General features: G+C 69.4%; 21 protein-coding genes. 11 read left to right on the top strand and 10 right to left on the bottom strand.

Annotated features, from left to right (window positions below):
• Window positions 1-16 precede the first annotated feature (16 nt).
• The 6 genes from AUC47_RS00905 to AUC47_RS00880 form a co-directional block, all read right to left on the bottom strand.
• The gene (locus AUC47_RS00905; RefSeq protein ID WP_256999387.1) at window positions 17-4,174 is read right to left on the bottom strand and encodes a PQQ-dependent sugar dehydrogenase; all 4,158 of its coding nucleotides are present in this window, start codon (window positions 4,172-4,174) and stop codon (window positions 17-19) included.
• A gap of 151 nt (window positions 4,175-4,325) precedes the next feature.
• Window positions 4,326-5,072 (bottom strand): ABC transporter ATP-binding protein, encoded by a 747-nt coding sequence (locus AUC47_RS00900; protein WP_096713349.1) that lies wholly within the window; start codon window positions 5,070-5,072, stop codon window positions 4,326-4,328.
• On the bottom strand, window positions 5,062-5,814 hold the full coding sequence (locus AUC47_RS00895) for an ABC transporter ATP-binding protein (RefSeq protein WP_096713348.1): 753 nt from the start codon (window positions 5,812-5,814) through the stop codon (window positions 5,062-5,064). The genes AUC47_RS00900 and AUC47_RS00895 overlap by 11 nt, the downstream gene beginning before the upstream one ends.
• Window positions 5,811-6,929, bottom strand: a complete 1,119-nt coding sequence (locus tag AUC47_RS00890) for a branched-chain amino acid ABC transporter permease (protein WP_256999386.1) — start codon at window positions 6,927-6,929, stop codon at window positions 5,811-5,813. The genes AUC47_RS00895 and AUC47_RS00890 overlap by 4 nt, the downstream gene beginning before the upstream one ends.
• Complete coding sequence (locus tag AUC47_RS00885; protein ID WP_096713347.1) at window positions 6,913-7,797, bottom strand: branched-chain amino acid ABC transporter permease; 885 nt, start codon at window positions 7,795-7,797, stop codon at window positions 6,913-6,915. The genes AUC47_RS00890 and AUC47_RS00885 overlap by 17 nt, the downstream gene beginning before the upstream one ends.
• Before the next feature lie 10 nt (window positions 7,798-7,807).
• Complete coding sequence (locus tag AUC47_RS00880) at window positions 7,808-9,040, bottom strand: amino acid ABC transporter substrate-binding protein (RefSeq protein ID WP_096713346.1); 1,233 nt, start codon at window positions 9,038-9,040, stop codon at window positions 7,808-7,810.
• A 130-nt stretch (window positions 9,041-9,170) separates the two neighbouring features.
• Here AUC47_RS00880 and AUC47_RS00875 point away from each other — a divergent pair, with 130 nt between their 5' ends.
• Together AUC47_RS00875 and AUC47_RS00870 are read left to right on the top strand one after the other, a co-directional pair.
• Window positions 9,171-10,187, top strand: coding sequence for a LacI family DNA-binding transcriptional regulator (locus tag AUC47_RS00875; protein WP_096713345.1), 1,017 nt, complete (start codon window positions 9,171-9,173; stop codon window positions 10,185-10,187).
• A 35-nt stretch (window positions 10,188-10,222) separates the two neighbouring features.
• Window positions 10,223-11,197 carry an acetylxylan esterase gene (locus AUC47_RS00870; RefSeq protein WP_096713344.1) on the top strand — a complete coding sequence of 325 codons (975 nt, stop codon included), beginning with the start codon at window positions 10,223-10,225 and terminating at the stop codon, window positions 11,195-11,197.
• A 30-nt stretch (window positions 11,198-11,227) separates the two neighbouring features.
• On the opposite strand, the gene AUC47_RS00865 is transcribed toward AUC47_RS00870, so the two are convergent.
• The 3 genes from AUC47_RS00865 to AUC47_RS00855 are packed head-to-tail and all read right to left on the bottom strand — an operon-like array spanning window position 11,228 to window position 14,301.
• A complete protein-coding gene (locus AUC47_RS00865; RefSeq protein WP_096713343.1) occupies window positions 11,228-12,046 on the bottom strand; it encodes a carbohydrate ABC transporter permease in 819 nt (272 codons plus the stop codon).
• Window positions 12,039-12,968, bottom strand: coding sequence for a carbohydrate ABC transporter permease (locus AUC47_RS00860; protein ID WP_096713342.1), 930 nt, complete (start codon window positions 12,966-12,968; stop codon window positions 12,039-12,041). Before AUC47_RS00860 ends, AUC47_RS00865 begins: the two co-directional genes overlap by 8 nt.
• On the bottom strand, window positions 12,961-14,301 hold the full coding sequence (locus tag AUC47_RS00855; RefSeq protein WP_096713341.1) for an ABC transporter substrate-binding protein: 1,341 nt from the start codon (window positions 14,299-14,301) through the stop codon (window positions 12,961-12,963). Before AUC47_RS00855 ends, AUC47_RS00860 begins: the two co-directional genes overlap by 8 nt.
• A 179-nt stretch (window positions 14,302-14,480) precedes the next feature.
• Here AUC47_RS00855 and AUC47_RS00850 point away from each other — a divergent pair, with 179 nt between their 5' ends.
• From AUC47_RS00850 to AUC47_RS00835, 4 genes are all read left to right on the top strand, one after another.
• Window positions 14,481-15,950 carry an LLM class flavin-dependent oxidoreductase gene (locus AUC47_RS00850; protein ID WP_096713340.1) on the top strand — a complete coding sequence of 490 codons (1,470 nt, stop codon included), beginning with the start codon at window positions 14,481-14,483 and terminating at the stop codon, window positions 15,948-15,950.
• Window positions 15,947-17,173, top strand: a complete 1,227-nt coding sequence (locus AUC47_RS00845; protein WP_096713339.1) for an acyl-CoA dehydrogenase family protein — start codon at window positions 15,947-15,949, stop codon at window positions 17,171-17,173. The genes AUC47_RS00850 and AUC47_RS00845 overlap by 4 nt, the downstream gene beginning before the upstream one ends.
• An 11-nt stretch (window positions 17,174-17,184) precedes the next feature.
• A complete protein-coding gene (locus tag AUC47_RS00840; protein ID WP_256999385.1) occupies window positions 17,185-18,405 on the top strand; it encodes an acyl-CoA dehydrogenase family protein in 1,221 nt (406 codons plus the stop codon).
• 64 nt (window positions 18,406-18,469) lie between these two features.
• Entirely contained in the window at window positions 18,470-19,051 is a 582-nt protein-coding gene (locus tag AUC47_RS00835; RefSeq protein ID WP_143740680.1) for a hypothetical protein, read from the top strand.
• 7 nt (window positions 19,052-19,058) lie between these two features.
• On the opposite strand, the gene AUC47_RS00830 is transcribed toward AUC47_RS00835, so the two are convergent.
• A complete protein-coding gene (locus AUC47_RS00830; RefSeq protein ID WP_096713336.1) occupies window positions 19,059-20,468 on the bottom strand; it encodes an NtaA/DmoA family FMN-dependent monooxygenase in 1,410 nt (469 codons plus the stop codon).
• A gap of 223 nt (window positions 20,469-20,691) precedes the next feature.
• On the opposite strand from AUC47_RS00830, the gene AUC47_RS00825 reads away from it, so the two are divergent.
• From AUC47_RS00825 to AUC47_RS00805, 5 genes are all read left to right on the top strand, one after another.
• On the top strand, window positions 20,692-22,338 hold the full coding sequence (locus tag AUC47_RS00825; protein WP_096713335.1) for an ABC transporter substrate-binding protein: 1,647 nt from the start codon (window positions 20,692-20,694) through the stop codon (window positions 22,336-22,338).
• The gene (locus AUC47_RS00820; protein ID WP_256999384.1) at window positions 22,316-23,335 is read left to right on the top strand and encodes an ABC transporter permease; all 1,020 of its coding nucleotides are present in this window, start codon (window positions 22,316-22,318) and stop codon (window positions 23,333-23,335) included. The genes AUC47_RS00825 and AUC47_RS00820 overlap by 23 nt, the downstream gene beginning before the upstream one ends.
• A complete protein-coding gene (locus AUC47_RS00815) occupies window positions 23,332-24,201 on the top strand; it encodes an ABC transporter permease (protein WP_096713334.1) in 870 nt (289 codons plus the stop codon). Before AUC47_RS00820 ends, AUC47_RS00815 begins: the two co-directional genes overlap by 4 nt.
• Window position 24,202: 1 nt before the next feature.
• Window positions 24,203-25,915 (top strand): dipeptide ABC transporter ATP-binding protein, encoded by a 1,713-nt coding sequence (locus AUC47_RS00810; protein WP_179297470.1) that lies wholly within the window; start codon window positions 24,203-24,205, stop codon window positions 25,913-25,915.
• 155 nt (window positions 25,916-26,070) lie between these two features.
• Window positions 26,071-26,817, top strand: coding sequence for an alpha/beta hydrolase (locus AUC47_RS00805; protein WP_096713333.1), 747 nt, complete (start codon window positions 26,071-26,073; stop codon window positions 26,815-26,817).
• Window positions 26,818-26,828: the final 11 nt, after the last annotated feature.

Genomic DNA, 26,828 nt, shown 5'->3' with positions numbered 1-26,828 from the left:
GCGAGACGAAACGCGGCTACCCCGTCAGAGTGAACCCCACGGTCGTCGCGTTGCCGGCGACGTCGCGCACGACGAGCGTGTTGTCGCCGGCGACCGCGCCCATCTTCCCGACGACGACATCGTTGAGGTCCGACCAGACGGCATCCGTGAGATTCTTCACGACGCCGTTCAGCACGACGAGGTCGACTTTGCGCGGGTCGTGGAGCTTGAACGAGACCTTGCTGTAGACGCCGTCTCCGCCCACGGTCTGAGCGGTTCCGCCCTTCACCGTGACGGTGGGCGGGGTGACATCGAGCGTGAAGGTGACGGTCGTGGCGTTGCCGGCGAGGTCGGACACCACGAGGGTGTTCGATCCCTCGACGGCCCCGAAGGCACCGGGCACGACGCCGTTGAGATCGGACCAGACGGCATCCGTCAGATCCTTCTCGATGCCGTTCAGCGTCAGTCGATCGACCTTGCCCTCGTCGTGGAGCTTGAACGACACCCTGCTGTAGACGCCGTCGCGTCCGACCGTCGCGCCCGCCTCGCTCTTCACCGTGACCTCGGGGGCGACGTCGTCGACCGCAGCCGCCGTGACGGTCAGGTCTCGCAGCCGACCGAAGTTGTCGAAGGAGCCGAAGCCCACCCGTCCGGTTGGGAACGTCGTGTCGGTCGCCGTCATCAGCGGCGCGTCCAGTCCGTCGAGGTACACGGCGATCTGGCCGGTGTCGGCGCAGCGGATGAGCCGCACGTCATGCCATTCCTCGTCGGTCACTGCGGGCGGTGCGCCGACGGCACCGTTCCACTGATCGTCGATGCGCTCACGATCGACCCCGTTCACCTTGAAGATGCCGTTGTGCGGGTAGATCGTGTTGTCCTTCGACAGATGGGCGTAGTAGTACTCGGTGTCGGACTGCCAGCCGAAGACCACGATCACGTCTCGGTTGTTCACCGACGCCTTCTCGTCGAGCCGCACTTGCGCGGTGAGGTCGAACGAGCCGAGCTCCTCTCCCTCGGTCAGCACGGCGTACTCGAACGGACGCCGGATGCCGTCGGCAGGATCCGTCCCCGGTTCGGTCAACACGATTTCGTCGCCCGGGAATTCCCACTTCGCCGGGGTCCGGGGCGCCCAGTTCGCGGCATCCATGACGTCGTTGATGACCTCGCCGTCTGGCGTGCACGGGGCGGGCGCGGGCGGCTCGCTCGGCGCGGCGCCATAGAGCGCGTACTGCGCGGCGACCTGTTCGGCGGTGGGCACCGTGTCGAGGAGCATCACGTCGTCCATGCGCCCGTGGAACGGGTTCGCCTCGCGGGTGTTCTGCGGGAAGCTGCCGCCGATCTTGATGCCGGCTGGTGCGGTGTCGGACGTCGCGCCCCCACCCCACGGGTTGGATGCCGTGTATCGGCCGGCCAGCTCCTCGCCGTTCATGAACAGCTTCATCTCCCCGGCCGCGAAGTCGAACGTCGCGGCGAGGTGCACCCACTGCCCCTTCTTCAGGATCTCGTCCCACGGCAGATCGGCGGCGAAGGTCCAGGACCCCGCTCCGTCGACGCGTCGACCGAGGGCCACGAGCTTCAGCTCGCCGTCGACCGTGATCACCTCGAGCAGCGCACGCACGGCGTGCCCATCCGAGGTTCCGGTGAGCACACCGGCGAGTCCGATCGCGTTGTACACGTCGTCGGGATTCGCTGTGCCGGAGTTCAGTGCCGGATGGTCGCCCGTCGGCTTGAACCACCCCATGACCGACACCTGCTCGGCGCCCGCGAACGCCGAGAGCGAGTCGACTCCCGAGGCGTCGTAGACGCCCGCCTTCCAGTCGTCGTTCGACGCGGTTCGCGGACTCATCTGCTGGGTCTGCAGCGCCTTGCCCGCTCCGGTGTAGGCACTGTCGGCCACGCGCATCTCGACACCGCCGTTGATGAGCGAGATGTCGGTGCCGGAGCGCCCCTGGTCGACCTCGACCGTCGGGTTCGCGGCACCGGGGTGGTCGAAATCGTGGTGCGTCACGACGTTCGGCGCGAGGTCGGGGAGGACGAACGGCGACGCCGGAGCACCCGCTTCTCGCGCACCCGTCACCTTCCAGATCTTCCCGTTGGCCTTCGACACCAGGTACAGCTCGCCGTCGGCATCCGACCCGAACCGCAGGTCGACGCGTGTGTCGCCGACGAGGTCCTGGAACGTCGTCTCGACGCCGTCGGCGAAGACCCGCAGCTGCTCGATGGTCGCGAGGTCCTCGATGTCTCCGTCGTTGCGGACCATCTCGTCGGCCTGCGTCGAGAGCACCCAGCCGCGCACGAGGTCGGTGAACAGATAGCGCCCCTGCAGCTCGGCGATGTCGCCGCGGTAGACGAACCCGCCGTTCACGGCCACCCCGGCGTCTCCCGTCTGCCCTGGATCGCGGTTGTGGTCGTAGGCCGCAACCGGGTACGTGAACCCGTACTGCGCGTCGTCGGCGGGGAGCGGGAAGATCTGCCGGTTCTCGGCGAGGAACGATCCCTCGCGCACCGACCACCCGAAGTTGTCACCCGGCTCGACGGCGTAGATCGATTCGACCTGCCACTCGCCGATGTGGGCGAGGTACATGGTGTGGTCGCCCTCCGGGTCCCAGCTGATCCGGTGCGGGTCGCGCAGCCCCAGGGCGTAGATCTCCGGAAGAGCCCCGGCCTGGCCGACGAAGGGGTTGTCGTCGGGCACGCCGTAGGCGCCGTTGACACTGTCGTCACCCGTCGGGTCGATGCGCAGCACCTTGCCCTGCGGCGTCGCGAGGTCCTGCGGATTGCCGTTGCCGACGCCGTTGCCGCCGTCGCCGACGAGGATGTACAGGATGCCGTCGTCCGCGCTCCCCTCCTCCGCGGTCGGGTTGAAGGCGATCTGCTGCACGGTGTGCACGCGTCCCCCGAACGGGATGCGCATGACCTCGCGGTGCGTGCCCTCGAACGTCGCAGCCGATGGATCGGTGGCCGTCCACTCGGTGATGACGCTGTGGAACTGCGTGTTGCCGTAAGCGGGGAAGTCGGGCGTGTCTTCGGTCAGCGCCGTGCCGCCCTCGGTGTGCACGGTGTAGAACAGACCGTTCTCGGCGAAGTCGGGGTGGAACTCCGCGGCGCCGAGACCGGTCCCGAGCCCCGCGCTGTTGTGGAAGTTGTCGACGAACTGATCCCGCACGTTCAGGTACGGCACGTGCTCGCCCGTCGCCTTGTCGACGAGGTAGAGGATCGCGTTGTTGTCGGGCACCATCAGGCGACCTGATCCGTCGGGCACCTCGTCGAGGTGCGTGATGCGGTTGTGCCGCACGAGGCGCGGATCCTGCGTGGCCGGGGTGGTCTGCGACGCCGGCAGCTGCGCGAGTTCGGTGACCTCGATGCCGAGGGAGGCGAGCGCGGGGTCGGGCAGCGGATTGAGCAGCGGCTGCGCCGGCGTCTCCCCCGGTGCGCAGTCGCCGTCGTTGCCGGTGGCGATCGCGAGGTTCTCCCGGGCGGTGTCGACGGCGACGTCGTCGAGCAGCAGGCGGCCTGCGCTCGATGCGCCGTTCTTCCAGAAGAAGCGATCGAGCGACCCGTCGACGGCCTGGCGGAATCCGAACTGCTCCTCGGTGCCCTCCGGCAGTCGGGTGATCTGCTCGTACGCGCCGCCCTGGCTGTACACCGCGACCTGGTCGTTCGCGTTGTCGGCGACGATCCACACGCACTGCCAGGCGTCGCGCGACCACACGCCGGCCGGCTGGAACGCCCCGCCGTCTCGCACCCGCAGCACGTCGTCGTTCTGGTTGTTCACGTAGGCGCGGCTGTGCGTGTAGTCGTTCGGAGCATCGATGTCGGTGAGGCCGAACGAGGTGTCGACGCTCCCCGTGCGCAGGAACCGGAAGAACAGGGTGCCGGTGTCTCCCTCGGCGATGGCGGGGATCTCCCGGTAGGCCTGCTGGCCCCCGCCGACGGACTCGACGACCTGGTTGTTGCCGTTCAGCGGATCGGCGACCACCTGCGGCGCCGCCGAGGCGACCCACCCGTCCTGGCCGTTCAGCGCCGAGCGCTGATAGTCCTCGAAGTCGATCAGCTCGGTGAACGGCTCGGCGGCAGCGGCGGGGACTGCGGCGAGCAATCCGCCCACCATGACCGCCGCGACCGCTCCCGCGGCCATCCGTCTGCGTGCTCGGCGCGACGGCGGAGCACCGTCCGTCCGCCCGCTCGTGCTCATCGATCGCATGCTTCGTTCCTGCATCGGAGACCTCTCAACGTCATCGTCGTGCGGTGTCGTGCCGGGGTGACTGCTGCCCGCTCCGGGGCGGCACTGCAGCGGAGCGGAGGATCGTGACGAGCGGGCGGACGGCCCGACCGCGAGTGATGGCCTAGTGGTTGGCGGCGGGCTTCCCTCCGAGGTAGAGCGCGGCCAGCGTGGGGTCGGCGAGCAGCTCGGATGCCGGGCCCGAGATGTGCACGCGACCGAGGTCGAGCACGCAGCCGATGTCGGCGGTCTCGAGTGCTCGGCGGGCGTTCTGCTCGACGAGCAGCACGGCGGTGCCGGCGTCCCTCATCCGGACGACCTGCTCGAACACCTTCTCCGTGGTCTTCGGGTCGAGGCCCATCGACGGCTCGTCGAGGAGCACGACCTTCGGGCTGACCATGAGCGAGCGGGCGAACTCGACCTGCTTCTGCTGGCCGCCGGAGAGGAGACCGGCGAGCTGCTTCCACCGCTCCCCGACGATCGGGAAGAGGTTCTGCACGAACTCGACGCGCTCCTGGATGACCTTCTGGTCCTTCAGCGTGAACGCGCCGAGCATGACGTTCTCGCCGACCGTCATCTCACGGAACACGCTGTGCCCCTGGAGGACATGGGCGAGACCGTTGCGCAGCATCGACTGCGGTCCGTCGCCCGTGATGTCGCGGCCGTCGACCTCGATGCGCCCCGACCGCGGCTTGAGCATGCCGCTCGCGACCTTCAGCACGGTCGACTTGCCCGCCCCGTTCGGACCGACGAGGCAGACGACCGACCCGGGCGGCACCTCGACGGTCAGCCCGCGGAGCACCAGCGCGGCGCGGCCGTAGCCGGCCTCGATGTCGCGCAGCTCGAGTAGATTCTTCGCTTCAGACTCCAAGGTAGGCCTCCAGGACGCGCGGATCTTGCTGGATGATCTCGGGGGTGCCCTCGGCGATCGGCCGACCGCGGTCGAAGACCACGACGTGGTCGCACAGGCTCATGACCATCTCCATGTTGTGCTCGACGATGATGAAGGTCTTGCCCTCCTCGTTGAGCTCCCGCACGAGCGTCGCGATGCGGCCGATGAGCGCGGGGTTCACCCCTCCGGCCGGCTCGTCGAGCATGATCGTGTCGGGCTCGCCCATGAGCACACCGGCGAGTTCGAGCAGCTTCTGCTGGCCGTAGCTGAGGTTGCGCGCCTCGGCGTGCTCGAGGTGGTCGATGCCGACGCGCCGCAGCCATCCGCGTGCGCGTTCGAGCTCGTCGGGATCGTGGGCCGACCGCAGCTGCTGGCGGATGCTCGTGCTCCGCACGGCGACCAGCAGATTCTCCATCACGGTCATCCGCGGGAAGACGCGGCACAGCTGGAAGCTGCGTCCGATCCCCGCGCGGGCGATCCGATCCGGCGACTTCCGCGTGATCGACTGGCCCCGGTAGCGGACCTCGCCCGAGTCGGGCTTGATCATGCCCGTGACGCAGTTGAAGAAGGTCGTCTTGCCCGAGCCGTTGGGGCCGATGAGGCCGTTGACCTTGCCCTCCTGGAAGCGGACGGATGCCGCGTCGACGGCGGTGACGCCGCCGAACGACTTCGTCATCGAGTCCGTGCTCAGGCTCTCGAGAGTGGTGATGGCGGCGTTCATGCTGGCGTCTCCTTGCTCGCGGCATCCGCTTTTCGCTTCTCGTTCTGCTCGAGCAGCTGCGCGGCGGTGATCTCGCGGATCGACGCCTGGTCGGACTTCCGCCGGAACAGCGATCCGACGGCGGGGATCACGCCGTCCGGCATGAAGAGCACGACGACGCCGAGCAGGATGCCGGTGGCGATGAGGTGGAACTGCGTGTCGCCGAACTCGAGCTTGAAGTACTCCAGTGCGACGCCGACCACGACCGCTCCGAGCAGCGGGCCGAACAGGTTGCGCACCCCGCCGAGGAGGGCCATCAGCACCATGTACGAGCCGATGAGGATCGAGAACTGGAAGATCGGGTCGAGGTCGCCGAACCACAGCGCGTAGAGCCCGCCGCCGAGCGCCACGAAGAACGCCGAGAGGATGTAGGCGATCAGCTTGTACCGCGTCGTGGGAACACCGAGCGACTGCGCCTTGTCCTCGTCCTCGCGGATCGACTTCAGCGCCGTGCCGAACTTCGACCGGTCGATGATCCACCACGTGAGCAGGGCCACCGCGAGGATCGCGACGAACAGGTAGAAGAACACACGATGGTGCTCGGGGCGCAGCATGCCGGGGAACGGACGAGGGACGTTGAGGCCTTCGGATCCGCCCGTGACATCGCGCCAGCTCTGGAACACCAGGAGCATGATGAGCACGAACGCGATCGAGACGATCACGAACGACGCGCCGCGCACCCGGAGGGCGGCGATGCCGATCGGGATGGCGATCACGGCCACGAGCACGGTCGCGAGGATCCAGGCGACGAAGCCGGGCAGCGCGAGGTACTTGATGAGGAGGCCGGTGCCGTAAGCGCCGAGTCCGAAGTACGCGGCGTGCCCCAGGGAGATGTACCCGGTGAACCCGCCCATGAAGTTCCACCCCGTCGACAGCACGGCGTAGTTCAGGATGACGACGCCCGCCGACAGGATGTACGGGTTCGGCGCGATGGCCGGGAACGAGAGGATGAGCGCCGCCCCGATCACGATCAGGACGAGGCGCACCCAGGTCGCCGACGGGCGACGGACGGGAGCGGGCGGAGCGACGACGACCGTCTCGGTCGCGATCGGTTCGCGGCTAGAAACGCTGGGCAAGACGACCTCCGAAGAATCCCTGCGGACGGAACATGAGCGTGGCGAACAGGGCGACGTAGAACACCGTCTGCGCCCACGTGGGTCCGAGCGGCAGCTGCAGCAGGCTCTGCGCGATGCCGAGGACGAGGGCGGCGATCGCCGCACCAGGGATGCTGCCGAGGCCGCCGACGACGATGATCGCCATGAGCGGGCCGATCCAATGCCAGTGCAGCGACGGGTAGATCGTGGCGTCGAGCGAGAGCGCCGTGCCGCCGATCGCCGCGGTCGCGAGACCGAGTCCGAATCCGTAGCCGGCGACCCGATCGGTGTTGATGCCGACCAGACGCGCCGCCTCGGGGTGCTGGATCGTCGCCCGCAGCGCCTGACCGAACTTCGTGTACTTCAGCAGCGCGAAGAGACCGGCGAGGGCGACGGCCGCCAACCCGAAGGCGATCAGCTTGACCACCGGCACCTGGGCGCCGAAGACCTCGATGCTCGCACTCGCGTAGGGCAGCGGGATGCGCCGCTGGGTGCCCGAGAAGAAGAATCCGAGCGCCCCTTCGATGATGAGCGCCACCGCGAAAGTGAGCAGCACCGACATCATCGTGAGTGTCAGCGGCTTGAGTCGCGACACGAGCAGCCGCTGCATCACGACGCCGGTCAGGAAGAACAGCGGCACGGTGACGACCAAGGAGACCAGGGGGTCCATCCCCGTCTCGCGGTTGAACCACCAGGCGAGATACGCCGCCAGGATCAGGAACGCGGAGTGCGCGATCATGACGACGCGCATGATGCCGAAGTAGAGGGTGAGCCCGGCGGCCAGGAGGGCGTAGAGCCCGCCCAGCAGGATGCCGAGGATGAGGCTTTGAAGGAGGAGGGATCCGCTCACGATGCGCTGATCACCACGTCGGCTTCGGGAAGAGGAAGTCGGTCTCCTTGACGTCCTCGGGGAGGACGATCCGGATCTCGCCGCCGACCCACTGCTGGATCAGGTGGGCGCCGGTGGGCTTGCCCGTCTCGTCCCAGCTCAGCGGACCGACGACCGTCTCCACCTCGTTCTCGCGGAGCCAGTCGATGAGCTCCTGCTGGCACTCGCCCTGCTCGGCGCAGCCCACCGCCTCGACCGCGGCCGCGACCACCTGGCCCGTCGTGTAGGCGTTCGCCTCGTCTTCGGCCGGCGGGTTCCCGTGCATCTCGGTGTACTTCTCGACGAACTCGATGTTGCTGGGGAACTGCGAGTCCGGCGAGTACCCCGTCGGCGCGAGGATGCCCTCGGTCGCCCCGCCGATCGCCGCGGCGAACTCGGGGTTCGTCGGAGCGGTGGAGAACGCGGCGAGCTCGGGCTGATAGTTCAGCTGCTGCAGCGCGATGATGAGGTTGACCGCATCCTGGTACTGCGTCCCGCCGATCACGATGTCGGCATCCGACTGCGCGATCTTCGCGGCGATCGTGGAGAAGTCCGTGGTGTTCGGCGGGTAGACCTCGTCGACGAGGATCTCGACTCCCGCCTCCTCCAGTTTGTCGCGAAGGCCGTAGGCGGTGCCCTGCGCGAAGGGGTCGTCCATCGCCGCGACGGCGGCGGTCTCGGGACGCTGGTCCTCCGGGAGCGCGAGCAGGTAGTCGGCGAGGTTGTTGTAGTGGTCGTTCGCGATCGCGGGCGCGGCGTAGAAGAGGTTGTCGAAGCCCTGCTCGAACACCTCCGCCGCGGCGCCGGCCGGCTCGACGAAGAGCATGCCGTACTCCTGCGCGACGCGCGCCGAGGGCACGACCAGTCGGGTCGAGAACGGCCCGAAGACCAGGTCGACGCCGTCCTGGGCGATCAGCGACTCGTAGTCGGAGACGACGCGGTCGGCGTTGGACTGATCGTCGAGGATCTTGAGCTCGACCGGGCGACCGAGGAGCCCGCCGTTCTCGTTGACGATGTCGCGCCAGGCCTCGTAGCCCCGCTCGACGCCCTTGCCCGGCTCGGAGAAGTCTCCGGTCAAGGGCAGCGAGATCCCGATGACGATCGGGTCGTCCTCTCCACCCCCGCCCGCGTCTCCCGTTCCGGAACAGGCTGCGAGCAGCAGACCGGCGATGGTGACGGTTCCGATCGCAGCGGGAATCCGTCGGCTGTGGCGGCGTGCAGTCATTGCGGTGTCTCCTACGTCATCGTAGCGAAAGCGCTTTCGTAAGCGCTTCCGCTAATATACTGGGATACAAACGCCGAGAGCAACCCTCAACGCCCATCGCGTCGGATTAGCTCCCTGGGGGAGGTTCTCAATGAAGCGCATCACCGGCACACCGCGTCTGATCGACGTCGCCCAGGCCGCGGGGGTGTCGCTCGCGAGCGCGTCGCGTGCGATGACCGGTGGATCGGGCATCTCGCAGGCCGTCGCCGAGCACGTGCGGCGCATCGCGAAAGAGCTGGGCTACGAGCCCGACCTGCACGCCCGCGGCCTCGCCGGCGGACTCGTGCCGACCATCGGGCTGCTCGTGCATGAGATCGGCGACCCGTACTTCTCCGAGATCGCGAGCGGCGTCATCCGCAGCGCCACGCTCGAGAACCGCTCCGTGCAGATCGCTCAGGCCGAGCGCACCCCCGAGAGCGAGCTCGCGCAGGTGCAGTCGCTCCGGCGCCAGCGGGTCGGCTCGATCATCATCGCGGGTTCCGGCTACTCCGACCCCGCGCACGAGGAGCGGATGACCGCAGCCCTCGCCGACTTCGCGCAGGCGGGCGGACGTGCGGCGGCGATCGGTCGACACCACCTGTCCATCGACTCGGTCCTGCCCGACAACCACGGCGCCGGGGCCTCGATCGGACGCCACCTCGCCGACCTCGGTCACCGACGCATCGGCGTGGTCGCCGGGCCGCTCGAGCTCAACACCGTGACCGACCGCATCGCCGGCCTCCGCGAGGGCCTGGCCGACGCGAACGCCGACCTCACCGTGGTGTCGCACGCCTTCACCCGCGAGGGCGGCATGGCCGGCGCGCGGGAGCTTCTCGACAGGGACCTCACCGCGATCGTCGGACTCAACGACGCCATGGCCATCGGCATCCTGAGCGAACTCCGCCAGCACGGCATCCGAGTACCCGACGACCTCTCCGTCGTCGGGTTCGACGACATCGCCGTCGCCGCGGATGTGGCCCCGGCGCTGACCACCGCCCGCATCCCGATGTTCGAGATGGGACAGCACGCCGTCAGCCTCATCCTGCGCCCGGAGAGCGACGAGCCTCGCGCCGTGACGACGTCTCACGAGCTGATCGTCCGCGATTCCTCTGGACCGCCCCGGCCCTGACGGATCGGGGTCCTCGACTCTGCCAGGATGCTGTCATGCCCCGCTTCGATCTCGATCCCGAACAGCTGCGCGCTTACCGCCCCGACGTCGCCGAACCGGGAGACTTCGACGAGTTCTGGAACACGACCATCGCAGCATCCCGCGCCAAGGCCGAGCCCGCCCGCCTGAGCCGCGTCGACTCGCCGCTGCGTACCGTGGACGTCTTCGACGTCACGTTCTCGGGGTACGACGGCGACCCGATCTCCGGATGGCTGACGCGCCCCGCCGGAGCCCAGGAGCCGCTGCCGGTCGTCGTGGAGTACAACGGCTACAACGGCGGACGAGGCCTGCCTCACGAGCACATCGCGTGGGCCGCGTCCGGCTACGCGCACCTGTTCATGGACACCCGCGGTCAGGGCTCGGGGTGGGGAACCGGCGGCAGCACCCCCGACCCGCACGGCACAGGCCCCTCGGCGGCCGGTTACATGACCCGGGGCATCCTCGACCCCGCCGATTACTACTACCGCCGCGTCTTCACCGACGGGGTGCTCGCGGTCGACGCGGTCCGCGGCATCGACGGACTCGACCCGGAGCGGGTCGCCGTGACCGGCACGAGCCAGGGCGGGGGCATCGCCATCGCCGTCGCGGGTCTCGCCGACGGCCTCATCGCGGCGATGCCGGACGTGCCGTTCCTCTGCCACTTCGAGCGCGCCGTCGGCATGACCGGACGCGACCCGTACCAGGAGATCGTCCGCTACCTCTCGGTGCACCGCGATCAGGTCGACCAGGTCTTCCGGACGCTCTCGTACTTCGACGGCGTCAACTTCGCCAAGCGGGCGACCGCCCCCGCGCTCTTCTCGGTCGCACTGCTCGACCCGGTCTGCCCGCCCTCGACCGTGTACGCCGCCCGGAACAGCTGGGGTGGCACGGCCGACATCGTGGACTACCCGTTCAACGAGCACGAGGGCGGCCTGGGCGAGCAGTGGCTGCGGCAGGCGCATTTCCTCGCCGAGGCGGACGGGGCGCGCTGACCTTCTCTCAGCGCATCGCGTCGGCGCCGCTCAGCGCACCGCGCCCGCGGTCAGCCCGCCCACGAGCCAGCGCTGGAAGAACACCGCCGCGGCGAACACCGGGATCACGCCGATGAACGACGCCGCGGCGATCTTGCCGAAGTGCGGCGTGCGGTCGCCGTAGAACAGCGACAGCGCGACCGGGAACGTCTGCGCGTCCACGCTCTGCGTCAGGAACGTCGCGAGCAGGAACTCGTTGTAGTTCAGGATCGCGACGATGATGCCGATCGCGACGAGGCTCGGCAGCAGCAGGGGTACGACGACGGACCACAGCATCCGCGCAGATCCTGCCCCGTCGATGCGGGCCGCCTCCTCGATCTCGACGGGCAGCCGCCGCACGAACCCCTCCAGCAGCCACACCGCGACCGGGACGTTGACGAGCGCGTACACGAGCGTCAGACCGATGAGCGTGTTGTTCAGACCGATCACGCGCAGCAGCGTGAGCAGCGGCACCACCGCGACGATGGGCGGCAGCAGCCATGGGCTCATGAGCGTCGCGCCGAGCGTGCGACCACCGGCGTTGTGTCTCACGATCGCCCAGGCGCCGGGCACCGCGAAGGCCAGCGAGAGCACGGCGCCGCCGATCGCCGCGAGCACCGAGTTGAGGATCGACCGGGGGATGTCGGTCGCCAGCACGTCACCCCAGTTCGACCAGTGCGGGTCGGCGCTCCACAGCACCCCTGCCACGGTCTCGTCCCGACCCATGAGCGACACCGAGAAGAGGTACAGCAGCGGCACGAGCGTGACGGCGAGCGAGACGAGCAGCACCGTGCTCGCGACCGGACGGGGACGCACGCGACGCTCACTCATGACGGGCCTTTCGGGCGAGGGCCGCGACGACGAGTGTGACGGCCGTGACGATGGCGGCGAAGACGATGGTGACGGCCGATGCTCGGCCGATGTCGAACTCCTTCAGCGCGACCTGCTGGATGAGATAGGTCGTCGTGGTCGACGCCTGCCCCGGCCCGCCCGAGGTCATCACGAACACGAGGTCGAACACCTTGAGCGCGATCACGAGGCGGATGAAGAAGGCCGCCACGACCGTTCCGGCGATCGCGGGCCACGTGATGTGCCGGAAGAGGCGGATGCCGTGGGCTCCGTCGAGAGCGGCCGCCTCGCGCACAGCAGGATCCTGAGTGAGCAGCGCAGCGTAGACGAGGATGACGATGAGCGGCGTCCACTGCCACACATCGGCGAGGCCGATCGCGGGCAGCGCCCAGGCCGTCGTCGAGAGCGGAGCGAGCGAGACGTCGGGCAGCACGGTCGCGAGCAGACCACCGCCCGGGTTGAACACGAGCTTCCACAGAGTGCCGACGACCACCGGCGGAGTGATGAGCGGCAGCAGGAGCAGGGTGCGCACGACCGCTCCCGACCGTGTCGCCCGCTCCAGCGCGACGGCGAGGGCCACCCCGAACACGGCGCTCGCGACCGAGACGACGAGGGCGTAGCCGACCGTCCGCGCGAAGGAGGCGACGACGTCGGCGTCCGTCAGGATGCTCTCCAGGTTCGCCGTGCCCACCCACTCCTGGAAGGGCCGGCCCAGGGTCGAGTCGCTGAAGGCCGCGGCCAGGATGAAGAGCAGCGGGTACGCCCCCAGCACGATGATCGACAGGATCGTCGGCGCGGTGAACAGGGCGACGGATGCCGACGCGCGCCGACCCGCCCGTCGCGGCGCGAGGCCGGACGGGCGGGCAGAACGCGTGAGCGAAGGCGCGGCGAGAGTGTCAGCCAAGGATGTCTTCCCACTCGGCCTGCACGCGGTCGAGCGTCTCCTGCGCCGAGCCGCCGTCGCCCGCGATGAGCTTCGCGAGCTCGTCGGTGAGGATCTGCGCGGCCTGGGAGGCGTTCTCCCCCGTCGGCCAGGCGAGCGATCCGCTGAGCGTCGTGCGGTTGACGCGCTGCAGGTCGGGGTAGGTCTCGCCGTAGGCGGCGCTCTCCAGCGACGACTCGCGGTTCGGGTCGATGCCCGTCTGCGGGTCGGCGACGATGAGTTCGGAGTTCACGTCGCTCGACGCGGCGTACTCGATGAACGCCTTCGCGAGGTCGGTCTTCTGCGTGTTCGCGGCGATGACCCAGGTGAACCCGGCGACGAGCGACGCCTTCGGCTCGGTGTTGTCGCCGCCGACCGGCAGGGTCGTGACGCCCCACTTGCCCGCGACCTTCGAGTCGGGGTTCGTCTCGGAGCCCACACCCAGGTCGGTCCAGTTCTCGATGAAGCCGACCTTGCCGTCGTACCAGGCGCCGTTCCCCACGCCGAAGTCGGTCTCGGCGGGGGTCGGGAAGGCGTAGGGCACCGCATCCACCAGCGCCTGCGCGGCGGCGACCGCCTCGGGCGAGTTGATGGTGGGCTCTCCGTCCTCGTCGACGAAGTCGCCGCCGAACCCGGCCAGTCGGTTCGCGAAGGCGGCACCGAGGATCAGCGGCGACTTCTGACCGAAGATCGCCGAGCCGTAGACGCCCTGGTCGCCCTCGTTCTCGGTGATGGTCTTCACATCGGCGAGGTACTCGTCCCACGTCGCCGGCGGCTCGGTGATGCCGTTCCGCTCGAGGATCTCCGTGTTGTAGAACAGCACGTGCGTGTCGCCGTCGAACGGCAGGCCGTAGCGGCGGTCGCCGACGAGCGTGTACGGGTCGTTGATCGACGGGATGAAGTCGTCGGTCTCGAGCGACGGCGTCTCGTCGATCCAGTCCGTGAGGTCCTGGATCGAGCCGCCCTCCGCGAGATCGCCGATCGACACGTACCAGGGCGCCGCGACGTCGAAGGTGTTCGCGCCGGACTGCTGGTCGAGGGCCAGGGTCGAGCCGATCTCGTCGTAGGGCACGATCGTGAGGTTCACCTCGGCACCCGTCTCCTCCTCGAAGTGCTCCTTGAGCCAGTTGCCCGCTCCCTCGTGCGAGGTGATCAGCAGGGCGTTGAGCGACTGTCCGGAGAAGTCGCCGTCGTCGCCCGAGCCGCCCGCGTCCGGCGACTGCGACGCGCAGCCCGCGATGGCGATGGTCGCTGCCGTGACACCGGCGACGCCGAGAAGCAGACGGCGAGCGCGACGGCTCGGAAGAAGGGACATGAGGGCTCCTCAGGCATCGGGTCGGGAAGCGGATCGGCGCTCACGCTAGGGAGGGGTCGACGGCGCGCGCATCGCCGCCGTAACAGTTCGTCGCGCAGCGACCACGAACGTCATCGGGCGGGCGGGCGACCGCGACGAGTGGCTAGTGTCGCCGCATCCCTACCCTCCCGAGGAGCACCGTGCCCGGCCGCATCATCCTGAACGCCTTCGACATGACCTGCGTGACCCACCAGGCGCCGGGACTGTGGCGGCACCCCGACAATCAGGCCGACCGGTACCACGACCTCGACTACTGGGTGGACCTCGCGAAGACGCTGGAGCGCGGGACCTTCGACGCCCTCTTCATCGCCGACGTGCTCGGCACGTACGACGTGTACCGCGACTCGGCGGCGGCCGCGCTCGGGGATGCCGCGCAGGTGCCGCTCGGCGACCCGGTGGTGCAGATCTCCGCGATGGCGCACGCGACCCAGCACCTGGGCTTCGGCGTCACGGTCGCCACCACCTACGAGCAGCCGTACGCCCTCGCGCGACGGTTCTCGACCCTCGACCACTTCACCCGCGGCCGCGTGGGGTGGAACGTCGTCACCAGCTACCTCGATTCGGCGGCGCGCAACCTCGGCCTCGACACCCAGATCGCCCACGACGACCGCTACGAGATCGCCGAGGAGTTCCTCGACGTCACCTACAAGCTGTGGGAGGGGTCGTGGGAGGACGACGCGGTGCGGCGCGACCGCGGATCCGGCGTCTTCACGGACGCGTCGCGGGTGCACCCGATCGGGCACGAGGGGCGCAACTACCGGGTTCCCGGCATCCACCTCGCCGAGCCGAGTCCGCAGCGCACCCCGGTGATCTTCCAGGCCGGAGCGTCGCCACGCGGCCGCGAGTTCGCGGCAAGGCACGGCGAGGCGATCTTCATCAATGGGCTGCGACCCGAGGTCACCCGCCCCGTCACCGACGACATCCGCGCCCGCGCCGAGGCGCTCGGTCGTCCGCGCGACTCGGTGTCGATCCTCACGCTCGCGACGGTCATCGTCGCTGCGACCGACGAGGAGGCGCAGGCCAAGCTCGACGACTACCGTCAGTACGTCTCGCTCGAGGGCGCACTGGCGCTCTACGGCGGCTGGTCGGGTCTGGACCTGTCGCAGTTCGATCCCGACGTGCCGCTCACCTACGTCGACACGGATGCCGCGCGCTCCGCACTGTCGATCTTCACCAAGGCCGACCCGGAGCGGCAGTGGACGCCTCGCGACATCGCCCACTACGTCGGCATCGGCGGGATCGGCCCCGTCATCGTCGGCAGCGCGCAGACCGTCGCCGACGAACTGGAGCGATGGGTCGAGGTCGGCGGCGTCGACGGCTTCAACCTCGCCTACGTCATCACCCCCGGCACGTTCGAGGACATCGTGGAGCACCTCGTCCCCGAACTGCGCCGTCGCGGTCGTGTCTGGGACGAATATCCCGACGGCACCCTGCGCGGACGCCTGCGCGGCGACGGTTCGCCCGTCGTACCGGACTGGCACCCGGCCCACGCCTACCGCGGCGCCTACGCCGGGGCGACGAGCGCCCTCGACGGCACGATCGGCGAGCCGCTCGATCCCACCGACCTGACCGACCTGACCGACCTCACAGAGAAGGAGGACGCCCGATGAGCGTCATCGCAGAGACCTCGAACCGCAGCCTCTGGGCGGGCACGGCGGATGCCGCGGAGCGCGCGCACTGGAGCGCGGTCGCCGAGCGCGTCGCCGCAGAGCTCGCGACCGACGCCCTGCAGCGCGATAGGGCGAACCAGGACCCCACGGTCGAGCTCGACCTGCTACGCGACGCCGGCCTCGTGAATCTTCTGCAACCGGCGGAGTTCGGCGGCGGCGGAGCGCACTGGGAGACGGCGTTCCTTGTGATCCGCATCCTGTCGCGGGCCGACGCGTCCGTCGCCCAGGTGCTCGCGTACCACTACATCAACTCGGGGAACATCGGCTTCGCCGCCGACCCGTCCGTGCAGGAGGAATGGCACCGCAAGACGATCGCCGGCCGCTGGGTGTGGGGCGACTCGGTCAACCCGACCGACCCCGACCTCGAGCTCACCGCCGACGGCGACGGCTACCGCCTCGACGGTCTCAAGCGGTTCTCCACCGGGGCGTCGGCAGGAGACGTCGTGCTCGCAGCGGCGGCCGTTCGCGGCGGCGATCTCGACGGCACGGTACAGCTCGTCGTTCTCGATCACGATCGCGACGGCATCCGGTACCTGGGCGACTGGGATGCGCTGGGACAGCGCCTCTCGGCGAGCGGTTCGGTGCGGTTCGAGAACGTGCGGGTCGAGGTCTCGGACGTCCTGGGCGAGCTCGGTGACGAGCCGTTCTCCACTCTCATCACCCCCGGCATCCAGCTCGCGTTCGGCAATCTCTACCTCGGCATCGCGGAGGGGGCGCTCGCCCGCGGCCTCGACATCGTTCGCGCGCGACCGCGCGCGTGGTTCCTCAGCCAGGCCGACACCTACCGGCAGGATCCGTTCGTGCAACGCGTGGTCGGGGAATTCGCCTCGCGCATCGCCGCCGTCGAAGCGCTCGCCGATCGAGCCGGCCGCCTGTTCGACGAGGTCGTCGACGAAGGCGCCGCCGTCACGGCCGAGCGCCGCGGGGAGCTGGCCATCGAGATCGCCAAGGTCAAAGTCGTGTCGACCGAGGTCGGGCTCGAAGTCGCCGATCGCATCTTCGAGGTCACCGGATCGAGTTCGGCCCGCGCGGATGTCGGGCTGGATCTGTTCTGGAGGAACATCCGCACGCACTCCCTTCACGATCCGGTCGACTACAAGAAGCTCGAGGTCGGCGCGTGGACGCTGAACGGCGAGCTGCAGCCGATCTCCCTCTACACCTGATGGCCGGGCACGTGACGGAGCAGAAGGCGCGGTCGGATGCCGCGCGCGAACGCCTGCGTCCCCTGTTCGCGGAGATCGCCGCGGGTACGGTGACGCGGGAGCAGAGCCGTTCCCTGCCGTTCGCGGAGGTCGAGGCGCTGCGCGCAGCCGGCTTCGGTCGTCTGCGCCTTCCGGTCGAGCTCGGTGGCGACGGGCTGGACTGGCCGTCGTTCGCGGAGATCCTCATCGAGCTCGCTGCCGCGGATTCGAACCTGCCGCAGATCTTCCGCGGTCACATCGCCTACGTCGAGCATGTGCTCGCTTCTCCCCCCGGTGCACGGCGCGACCTCTGGCTCGATCGTCTCGCGCGGGGAGAGCTCGTCGGGAACGCCTGGTCGGAGAACGGCGCGGCGGCCGTCGGCACCAATGCGACCCGCGTCTCGCGAAGGCTCGACGGCACCTGGCGCGTCGACGGCCGCAAGTTCTACACGACGGGCAGCATCTTCGCCGACTGGATCGACGCGACCGTCGACCTGGACGGCACGACGGTGACCGCGCTGATCCCGCGGCATCAGGGCGGCGTGTCGGTCTCGGACGACTGGGATGGATTCGGCCAGCCGCTGACCGGCACCGGCACCGCGGTGTTCGACGACGCCTCGGTCGATGAGGGCGACGTCGAACCGTTCACCGCGCGGTTCCCGTTCCAGACCGCGGTGTACCAGCTCACCCTGCTCTCGGTGCTCGCGGGCATCGCCGCCGCCGTCGAGCGCGACACAGTCGCACAGGTGCAGGCCCGAACCCGGGTCTACAGCCACGGGTCCGCCGCCCGAGTGGCCGACGACCCGCAGGTGCTCCAGATCGTCGGCGAGCTCACCGCGACGAGCGCGACGGCCAGGGCGCTCGTGCTCGATGTCGCCCGCGAGGTGCAGCACGCGGCCGACAGTCTCGGCACGCCGGAGGCGCAGGATGCCGTGGTCGCGGCCGAACTGCGGTCGACGCACGCGCAGATCCTGCTCACCGATCTCGTCCCCCGCGCTGCGACGCGGCTCTTTGACACGCTCGGAGCGTCGGCCGTGCGGTCGGGCACCGCGCTGGATCGGCACTGGCGCAACGCGCGCACCGTGTCGTCGCACAACCCGTGGATCTTCAAGGCACGCCAGCTCGGCGACCACGCGGTCAACGGCCGAGTGCCGGACTTCGTGTGGGCGGTCGGGGCTGCGACGGTGCAGGGGAACGCGTCGGCTCCTGTCTGAGCCCATCGAGGTCGTACGCCCGAATCGTCCCCGTCCTCGACGGGTCTCTGTCATGCTGTCGATCATGAGGACCGGGATCACTGTGGCGTGGAGCGTCGGTGTCGTCGCCGTGATCGCAGCGGTCGGCGTCGGGGCTGTGATGCTCGCGACGTCCGTCGCATCGAGTGCAGCACCGTCCGGGCCTGCGGAATCGACGCCCGGTCCGACGCCGAGTCCGACGGCAGCTCTCGACGAAGAGGCCGCGATGATGGCCGAACTGGGCGACGGCTACCAGCATTTCGGCCATGGCACGAGCATCCCGAAGAACGCGATCGCGGGGTGCCCCGAAGCGGGCTATATCTTCCTCGGCAGCGACGACGACGGCCCCTCGCACGCCGAACATCTCGGTGCGGATCTCATCGACCTCGGGCCGAGGGATTTCGCCCGAGGCACAGTCGGCTTCGATGCGGCCGGGGGTATCGCCACCTACACGGTGGCGGCCGGCGACGTGGAGACCGTGATCGGCGAGCGATTCTGCATCTACAACGGCATGGCGCTGGGGATGCTGAACGGCTACGCTGGCGGCGACGCGATCCAACCGGGAGATGTCCTCACCTTGAATGCCGACCTCGTCACGGATTGGGTGAGCCCCTACCCGGAGGGCTGAACCCGCCTCACACGGAGGCTCGCCCCTCGAGGATCGCCTCCTCGTCGAGTCCCCGTCCGCCACGGAAGCGAGCCGCCGGATGCGTCTCCGCGACGCGCGGTCCGGCGCCGTGGACACGCTCGCGCAGGGTCTCCCCCGGCGTGTAGGTCTCGCGCAGCCGACCGCGGCGGCGCAGCTCGGGAACCGCGTACTCGATGAAGTCGCGGGCCGTGTCGTACGAGTGGTACTGCACGAGGTTGATGCCGTCGATGTCGTGCTCGTCGAGCCACGACTCGATCTCGTCGGCCACCTGGGTCGGCGATCCGACCGCCATGAACGGCTTCCGATGGAACCCCTTCATCGTCGCCAGGAACTCGCCGATCGTCTGCTCCTGCGGCAGGAACGCCGCCGTGAGGTCGTCGGCCCGCCCCTCACGACGCAGCGCCTCGCCCAGTGTGAGGTCGGCGGGGTGCGCGGTCGGGTCGAACGGCAGACTCGCGTGTGCGAGCACCCCGTCGATGCTCGCGTACCGCTCGTACTCGGCGAGCTTCGCCTCCGCCTCCTCGCGGGTGGGCGCGACGATCACGGTCGCCCCGACGACGAACTTGATGTCGTCGCGTGCGCGCCCCTGCCGCTCGAGCTCGTCGCGGATCCGACCGATCGTGCCGCTCACCTGCTCGAACGAACGGCCACCGGTGAAGATGAGCTCCGCGTGACGGCCGGCGAACTCGATGCCCCGCGACGACTGCGTCGCCTGGATGAGGAAGGGCGTGCGCTGCCGTGACGGCGACGAGAGGTGCGGTCCGGCGACGGAGTACCGCGGCCCGCGGTGGTTGATGTACCGGATCTTGTCGGGGTCGGCGAACACCCCGTTCTCCCGGTCCTCGACGATCGCGTCGTCGTCCCACGACCCCTCCCACAGCTTGTAGAGCACCTCGAGGTACTCGTCGGCGATCTCATAGCGGGTGTCGTGGTCGACCTCGCCCTCGAGGCCGAAGTTCCGCGCGGCGTTGGGGAGGTACGAGGTGACGATGTTCCACCCCACCCGGCCCTTGGTGAGGTGGTCGAGCGTCGACATGCGGCGCGCGAAGGCGAACGGCGGCTCGTACGTGGTCGAGAACGTGATGCCGAATCCGAGGTGCTGCGTCACGGCGGCCATCGCGGGCACGACGAGCATCGGGTCGTTGCTGGGGATCTGGAGTCCCTCGCGGATCGCCGTCTCCGGGCCGCCGCGGAACACGTCGTAGGTGCCGACCACATCGGCGAGGAACACGGCATCGAAGCCGCCGCCCTCCAACAGCTGCGCGAGCTCGGTCCAATACTCGATGTCGGTGAAGGCCGTCCGTCGGTTGCCGGGCAGCCGCCACAGCCCGTGGGTGATGTGGCTGACGCAGTTCATCTCGAACAGATTGAGGATGAGGCGCTTGGGTTCCGACATGACGGGGCTCCTTCCATGACGCACATGCGCCACCGCCGATCGTCCCGCGCGAGCGCCGTGCGACGGCACCCGATGACGCTGCATGTGGCCGGATGACGCCGCGTGACGTCGCACTGCGCCCCGTGACACGAGGGATGTGAGCCGCCGCCCGGCTCGGAATGATCGCACCAACGCGGCGTCCATCGACCGCCGCGTCGACACCCGACGAAAGGCCCCGAGCCCCATGAACGCCTCCAGGACCCGCCGAGCACTGGCCGCGACCGCCACCGCGGCCGTGGTCGCCCTCGCCCTGTCCGCCTGCAGCGGCGGCGCCGTCGCGCAACCGGCCGCCGATGCCGAACGCGTCGACGGCGGCACCATCGTGTACGCCCACCAGCAGGAGCCTCAGTGCCTCTTCGGCGGCTGGATCGAGCAGGCGTACATCTCGTACCAGTTCCTCGACAGCCTGTTCTCCCTCACCGAGGACGGCGAGGTCGTGCCGTGGCTCGCGGAGGACTGGGCCGTGAGCGATGACGGACTGACCTACACGCTCACCCTCAAGGAGGGCGTCGAGTTCACCGACGGCACACCGGTGGATGCCGAGGCCGTCGCGTACAACTTCGACTACTGGGTCGACGGCGGCAACAGCACCGCGGCCGTGTGGCTCGGCGGGTACTACGAGTCGGCCGAGGCGGTGGACGACCTCACGGTCGCCGTGCACCTCTCCCGCCCCTACACCCGCTTCGTCGAGAACCTCACGCAGGGGTACTTCGGCATCCAGTCGCAGCACGCGCTCGAGACCCGCACCGAGGAGGAGAACTGCGAGCAGCCGATCGGCTCGGGAGCCTTCGTGGTCGAGGAGTGGAATCGCGGCGAGAACGTCATCCTCGCGCGCAACGACGACTACACCTCGTGGCCCGAGAACGCGAAGCACACCGGTCCCGCGTACGTCGAGAAGGTGGACTGGCGGTTCGTCGCCGACGGCGTCACCCGGGTCTCGGCGCTGCGTTCCGGCGAAGCCGACGCGATCTACGACATCCCCGCGATCGAGTGGCAGGGCATCGAGGACGAGCAGTACGAACTGCACAAGTACGTGACACCGGGCCGCCCGCAGCAGATCTCCTTCAACACGACGCGGGCTCCGTTCTCCGACGAGAACCTCCGCAAGGCCTTCATCTACAGCCTCGACCGCGAGAGCATCGTCGACACGATCGGCCACGGAGTCATCCCGTTCGAGGGCAACGGCGGCGTGAGCAGGGCGACGCCGGCGTACAGCGAGAAGGCCGCCGACTGGTACGCCTACGACGCCGACGAGGCGAACCGGCTGCTCGATGAAGCCGGCTGGACCGAGCGCGACGACGACGGCTACCGGGTCAAGGACGGGAAGACCCTCGAGGTCGTCTTCCCGTACAACGCCGGCACCATCATCAACGCCGACGGCGCGTCCATCTTCCAGGCCGTGCAGGAGCAGGCGAAGGCGACGGGGTTCAACGTGGACCTCATCCCGGTACCGCCGTCCGAGACATGGGCGGGGACCTACGCCGGGCGCGACGCCTACGACATCTCGGCCGGGTACTGGACCTCGGTGAACGCCGGCATCCTCTACATCAACTGGCGCCCGAGCACGGAGGACAACCCCAACTTCGCCAACAGCGCCTTCTACGACGATCCCGCGCTCGAGGCGATCATCCTCGCGGCGAACTCCGAGCCGGATGCCGCGGCACAGGACGCCCTGTATCAGCAGGCCCAGGAGTACATCGCCGAGCGCGCGCTCTCGTTCGGCCTGTACGACCGGCTGAGCACCCTCGGTGTGAACCCGCATCTGCGCGACGTCTGGCAGGAGCACGCACAGGGAGGACCGACGTTCTATGACGCGTACTTCGTCGAGTGAGGCCCGACCGGCCGACCGGATCTCCTCCGGTCGACCGGCGGCCCCGAAGCGGACGCTCCGCCGCCTCCGCAACCTGGCATCGAACCTGATCGGCGCCCTGGTCGTGCTGTGGGGTGCTGCCACCGCCGCCTTCCTCGCGCAGACCGCACTGCCCGGCGATCGCGCGACCGCGATCCTCAACATCCGCACCGGCCAGGCGCAGGAGCGCACTCCCGCCGAGCTGGCACCGATCATCGACGCCTATGGGCTCGACCACCCCCTCGCCGTGCAGTACCTGAACTACATCGGCGGGTTGCTGCGCGGTGACCTCGGCACGTCGTACCAGCAGTTCCGGCCGGTGTGGGACCTCATCGGCGAGCAGCTCGGATCGACGCTCGTGCTCACGCTCACCGGCATCCTGCTCGCCTGGGTGCTGATGATCGGGTGGGTGACGCTCACCGCGGGTCGCGGCCCGCGGGTCCGCGCGCTGGGCTCGGCGGTCGACACGGTCACCGCCGCGCTGCCGCCGTACTGGCTCGGCATCCTCCTCCTGCTGGTCTTCGCGCTCACGCTGCGCTGGTTCCCCGTGATGGGCGGCAGCGGGGTCACCGGCATCGTCCTCCCCGCGCTCACGCTGGCGATCCCGCTCGCTGGGTTCATGGGCCAGTCCGTCCGCGCCGAGTACGAGCGGGCACTCGATCAGCCGTTCGTGCTCAGCGCGCGGATGCGCGGCATGGGCGACCTCGGCATCCGCCTGCGCCACGTGCTGCGTCACGGCTCGATCCCCGCCGTCACGCTCACGGGGTGGGCGCTCGGCGCGACCGTCTCGGGAGCCGTGATCGTCGAGCAGATCTACTCGCGTCCTGGCATCGGCAAGACCCTCGTCGCCGCGGTCGGCGCGCAGGACCTGCCGGTCGTCACCGGCATCGTCGTGCTCGTCGCCGTCCTCTACGTCGTCGCCAATCTCCTGGTCGACGTCGTCTACACGCTCATCGACCCGAGGCTGAAGACGTCATGACCACCGCTCCTCTCTCCCCGTCCGGCGTCCCCGTCACGGCGCAGCCGCGCGTTCGTCGCCGTCTGCGTGTGAACCGGTCTGTGCTCGTCTCGATCGTGTTCGCCGTGCTCTTCGCGGTCGCGGCGCTCACGCCGGGCGTGCTGGCCACCCACAACCCGACGGCGCAGAGCTTCGCCGACGCGCTGCAGGCTCCGTCGCTCGCGCACTGGTTCGGCACTGACGAGGCGGGGCGCGATCTGTACAGCCGCGTCGTGCACGGCACCCGCGAGTCGCTGCTCATCGGCATCGGCGCGGCCGGAATCGCCTTGGTCGCCGCCCTCGTGCTCGGTTCGGTCGCCGCGCTCGGCGACCGCGTCTCCGCGGCGATCGTGAACCGCGGGATCGAGGTCGTCTTCGCCTTCCCGAACCTCCTGCTCGCCCTGCTGCTCGTGTCGATCCTCGGGCCGTCGCCCTGGACGCAGGTCGTCGCCGTCGGGGTCAGCACGGCTCCGGGCTACGCGCGCATGGTGCGCGGCCAGATCCTGTCGGCCAAGAACGCCGGCTACGTCGAGGCCGCCCGGGCACTCGGTCACGGGTGGTGGCGGATCCTCGCGCGGCACATCCTGCCGAACGCGATCCGGCCGCTCGTCGCCGTGTTCACCATGGCTATCGGTCAGTCGATCGTCTGGGCCTCCGGACTCTCGTTCCTCGGGCTCGGCGTCGCGCCGCCCTCCTCGGAATGGGGCGCCCTGCTCGACGCCGGACGCACGAACATCCTGCAGGCGCCGTGGCTCACCTTCATCCCGGGTCTCGTCATCCTCGCGCTCGCGCTGACGGCGACGACGATCGGCAAGCACATCCAGAACAGCCTCGAGAAGGGACGCTGACATGAGCGTCGTCGAACTCCCCGCACGATCCGCCGCGCCCGCGAGCGCGATCGATCCTCGCCTGACCGTCCGCAACCTGCACGTCGGATTCACGCGCGACGGCGAGACCCGCAGCGTCGTGCGCGACGTGTCCTTCACCCTCGGCGCAGGTCGGTGCGTCGCGATCGTCGGCGAGTCCGGATCAGGCAAGAGCGTCACCGCGCGAACGCTTGCCGGGCTCACCGGGCACGGCGCACACGTCGAGGCCGAGGAGATCGCGCTCGGCGAGGTGGATCTCACCGCGCAGACCGGCCGGTCATGGCGCGGCATCCGCGGCCGGCGCATCGGATTCATCCAGCAGGATGCTCTGGTCTCGCTCGATCCGCTGCGCCCCGTCGGGCGCGAGATCGAGGAGGCACTGCGGCTGCACGGATGGCGCGACCGCTCGGCGCGACGACGCAAGGCCGTCGAGCTGCTCGCGAGCGTCGACGTGCCGAACCCCGAACTCTGCGCGCGACAGCGGCCCGGTGAGCTGTCGGGCGGACTGCGGCAGCGCGCTCTGATCGCATCGGCGATCGCCCTCGACCCCGAGGTGATCATCGCCGACGAGCCGACCACCGCGCTCGATGTCACGGTGCAGGCCCAGGTGCTGTCGCTGCTGGAGGACGCGAAGGCTCGCGGAGCGTCGATCATCCTCATCAGCCACGATCTTTCGGTGGTCGCGCGGCTCGCCGACGACATCCTGGTGATGCGGGGCGGGGAGGTCGTCGAGCAGGGGGCGGCAGCGCAGGTGCTCGGCGCACCGCAGCATGAGTACACGCAGAGCCTGGTCGACGCCGTGCCGAGCGGACACACCCGCGGCGAGCGCCTCGCCCCGCAGCAGACCACCGTCCCGAATCTGCATCTGGCTCGGCCGTCGTCCGGCGAGCGCGGCGAACCCGTGCTCGTGGCCCGAGACCTGGTCAAGCGGTTCATCGCCCCGAACGGACACCACAGCACCGCTGTCGATCACGTGTCGTTCTCGCTGCACCGCGGCGAGACGCTCGGGATCGTCGGCGAATCGGGATCGGGCAAGAGCACGACGGCCCGCATCGCCCTCGCGCTGGAGACCGCGGATGAGGGAGAGGTCCGACTGCTGGGGTCACCATGGTCGGGAGTCTCCGAGCGGAGGCGGCGTGTGCTGCGCCCCCGTATCGGCGTCGTCTACCAGGACCCGCTGAGCTCGTTCGACCCGCGCTGGAACGTCGAGCGGATCCTGCTCGACGCCATCCCCGCCGATGCCGGTCTCACCCGCCGCCAGCGCGAGCAGCGGGTCGTCGACCTGCTCGCGCAGGTGGCGCTTCCAGCATCCGCGCGCGAGCGCTTTCCGCTCCGACTGTCGGGCGGGCAGCGGCAGCGCATCGCGATCGCGCGGGCACTCGCCACCTCGCCCGAGATCCTCGTGCTCGACGAGGCCGTGTCGGCGCTCGATGTGTCGGTGCAGGCGCAGGTGCTCGACCTGCTCGTCGATCTGCAGGATGAGTACGGGCTCAGTTACCTCTTCATCTCGCACGACCTCGGCGTGATCCATCACCTCAGCGACCGCGTGCTCGTGATGAAGGACGGCCGTGTCGTCGAGGAGGGCGATGCCGAGCGGATCTTCCGCCACCCGGAGCACCCGTACACCCAGGAGCTGCTGCGCTCGCTGCCGACGCTCGAGGTCGGAAACGGAGCGGATGCCGAGGAGATCGCGTGAGCGATTCGTGTGCTAACGTGCCCTCGACCGTGCAGTGAGGGCGAGGAGGTGACATCCGTGAACGAATCGACAAGGATGCTCCTCGCAGGAGTCTCGGGCGGACGATAGGTCGTCCGGGAGCGCCGCGAATCCGCAGCATCCCGAAAGGCACGACCATGCACTTCACCTCTGAATCACGCGCCGACGACGGTCTCCTTGAGCGCCGTTTCTCTCTCGGCCACTTCGGCGGAGTCCTCTGGACCCCGTCATCCGCCTCGGTCTCCTCTGCCGCGCCGCTGATACTGCTGGGCCAGCCCGGTGGCCTCTCACTGGAGCGGATGCTGCCGCGACTCCGCTCGCGAGCGCGCAGCGCCGGCCACCTCGGGATGGCGTCCGTCGCGATCGAGATGCCTGGCGCGGGCGATCGGTCGCCCCTCTCCGGCGCTGCCGAAGCCCGAGACGACCTGCGGCGAGTGCTGTCTGCCGGCGGGGCACCCGGTGACGACATCATCGACCGGCTGATCCTTCCTCTCGTCGAGCGCGCGGTGCCGGAGTGGCAGACGACCATGGACGCCGTGCTCGGCCTCCCCGAGATCAGTGACAGAATCGCGATCTCCGGCGGCGTGATCGCGGTCGGCACGCGTCTCGCCGCGATCGATCCGCGCATCGTCGCCGCGGGACTCTTCGCCGGCAGCTACGTGCCCCGGGCCACGTTCGACGACGCCCGCCGCGTCACGGTCCCGGTGCACGTGCTGCTGCAGTGGGACGACGAGGGCAACGACCGCCAGCTGGCGCTCGAGCTCTTCGACGCGATCGGGTCGACCGAGAAGACCCTTTTGGCGAACATAGGAGGGCACACCGGCGTTCCCGAGTCGGCGGGAGAGGACGCGGGACGGTTCTTCGCGCGGCACCTGCTGCCGTGAGAGGTGGAGGC

Source organism: Microbacterium sp. SZ1 (genome assembly GCF_002362255.1).
In the GTDB taxonomy this organism is placed as follows: Bacteria; Actinomycetota; Actinomycetes; order Actinomycetales; family Microbacteriaceae; genus Microbacterium.
The sequence above is the reverse complement of the archived record's forward strand: the minus strand, read 5'-3'. Positions and strand labels throughout refer to the sequence as shown.

Excerpts from the sequence above, each read along its gene's own strand:
- AUC47_RS00905 (WP_256999387.1), bottom strand. The coding sequence starts at position 4,174 with ATGAGCACGAGCGGGCGGACGGACGGTGCTCCGCCGTCGCGCCGAGCA.
- AUC47_RS00895 (WP_096713348.1), bottom strand. The coding sequence starts at position 5,814 with ATGAACGCCGCCATCACCACTCTCGAGAGCCTGAGCACGGACTCGATG.
- AUC47_RS00880 (WP_096713346.1), bottom strand. The coding sequence starts at position 9,040 with ATGACTGCACGCCGCCACAGCCGACGGATTCCCGCTGCGATCGGAACC.
- AUC47_RS00875 (WP_096713345.1), top strand. The coding sequence starts at position 9,171 with ATGAAGCGCATCACCGGCACACCGCGTCTGATCGACGTCGCCCAGGCC.
- AUC47_RS00870 (WP_096713344.1), top strand. The coding sequence starts at position 10,223 with ATGCCCCGCTTCGATCTCGATCCCGAACAGCTGCGCGCTTACCGCCCC.
- AUC47_RS00865 (WP_096713343.1), bottom strand. The coding sequence starts at position 12,046 with ATGAGTGAGCGTCGCGTGCGTCCCCGTCCGGTCGCGAGCACGGTGCTG.
- AUC47_RS00855 (WP_096713341.1), bottom strand. The coding sequence starts at position 14,301 with ATGTCCCTTCTTCCGAGCCGTCGCGCTCGCCGTCTGCTTCTCGGCGTC.
- AUC47_RS00845 (WP_096713339.1), top strand. The coding sequence starts at position 15,947 with ATGAGCGTCATCGCAGAGACCTCGAACCGCAGCCTCTGGGCGGGCACG.
- AUC47_RS00835 (WP_143740680.1), top strand. The coding sequence starts at position 18,470 with ATGAGGACCGGGATCACTGTGGCGTGGAGCGTCGGTGTCGTCGCCGTG.
- AUC47_RS00830 (WP_096713336.1), bottom strand. The coding sequence starts at position 20,468 with ATGTCGGAACCCAAGCGCCTCATCCTCAATCTGTTCGAGATGAACTGC.
- AUC47_RS00825 (WP_096713335.1), top strand. The coding sequence starts at position 20,692 with ATGAACGCCTCCAGGACCCGCCGAGCACTGGCCGCGACCGCCACCGCG.
- AUC47_RS00820 (WP_256999384.1), top strand. The coding sequence starts at position 22,316 with ATGACGCGTACTTCGTCGAGTGAGGCCCGACCGGCCGACCGGATCTCC.
- AUC47_RS00815 (WP_096713334.1), top strand. The coding sequence starts at position 23,332 with ATGACCACCGCTCCTCTCTCCCCGTCCGGCGTCCCCGTCACGGCGCAG.
- AUC47_RS00810 (WP_179297470.1), top strand. The coding sequence starts at position 24,203 with ATGAGCGTCGTCGAACTCCCCGCACGATCCGCCGCGCCCGCGAGCGCG.
- AUC47_RS00805 (WP_096713333.1), top strand. The coding sequence starts at position 26,071 with ATGCACTTCACCTCTGAATCACGCGCCGACGACGGTCTCCTTGAGCGC.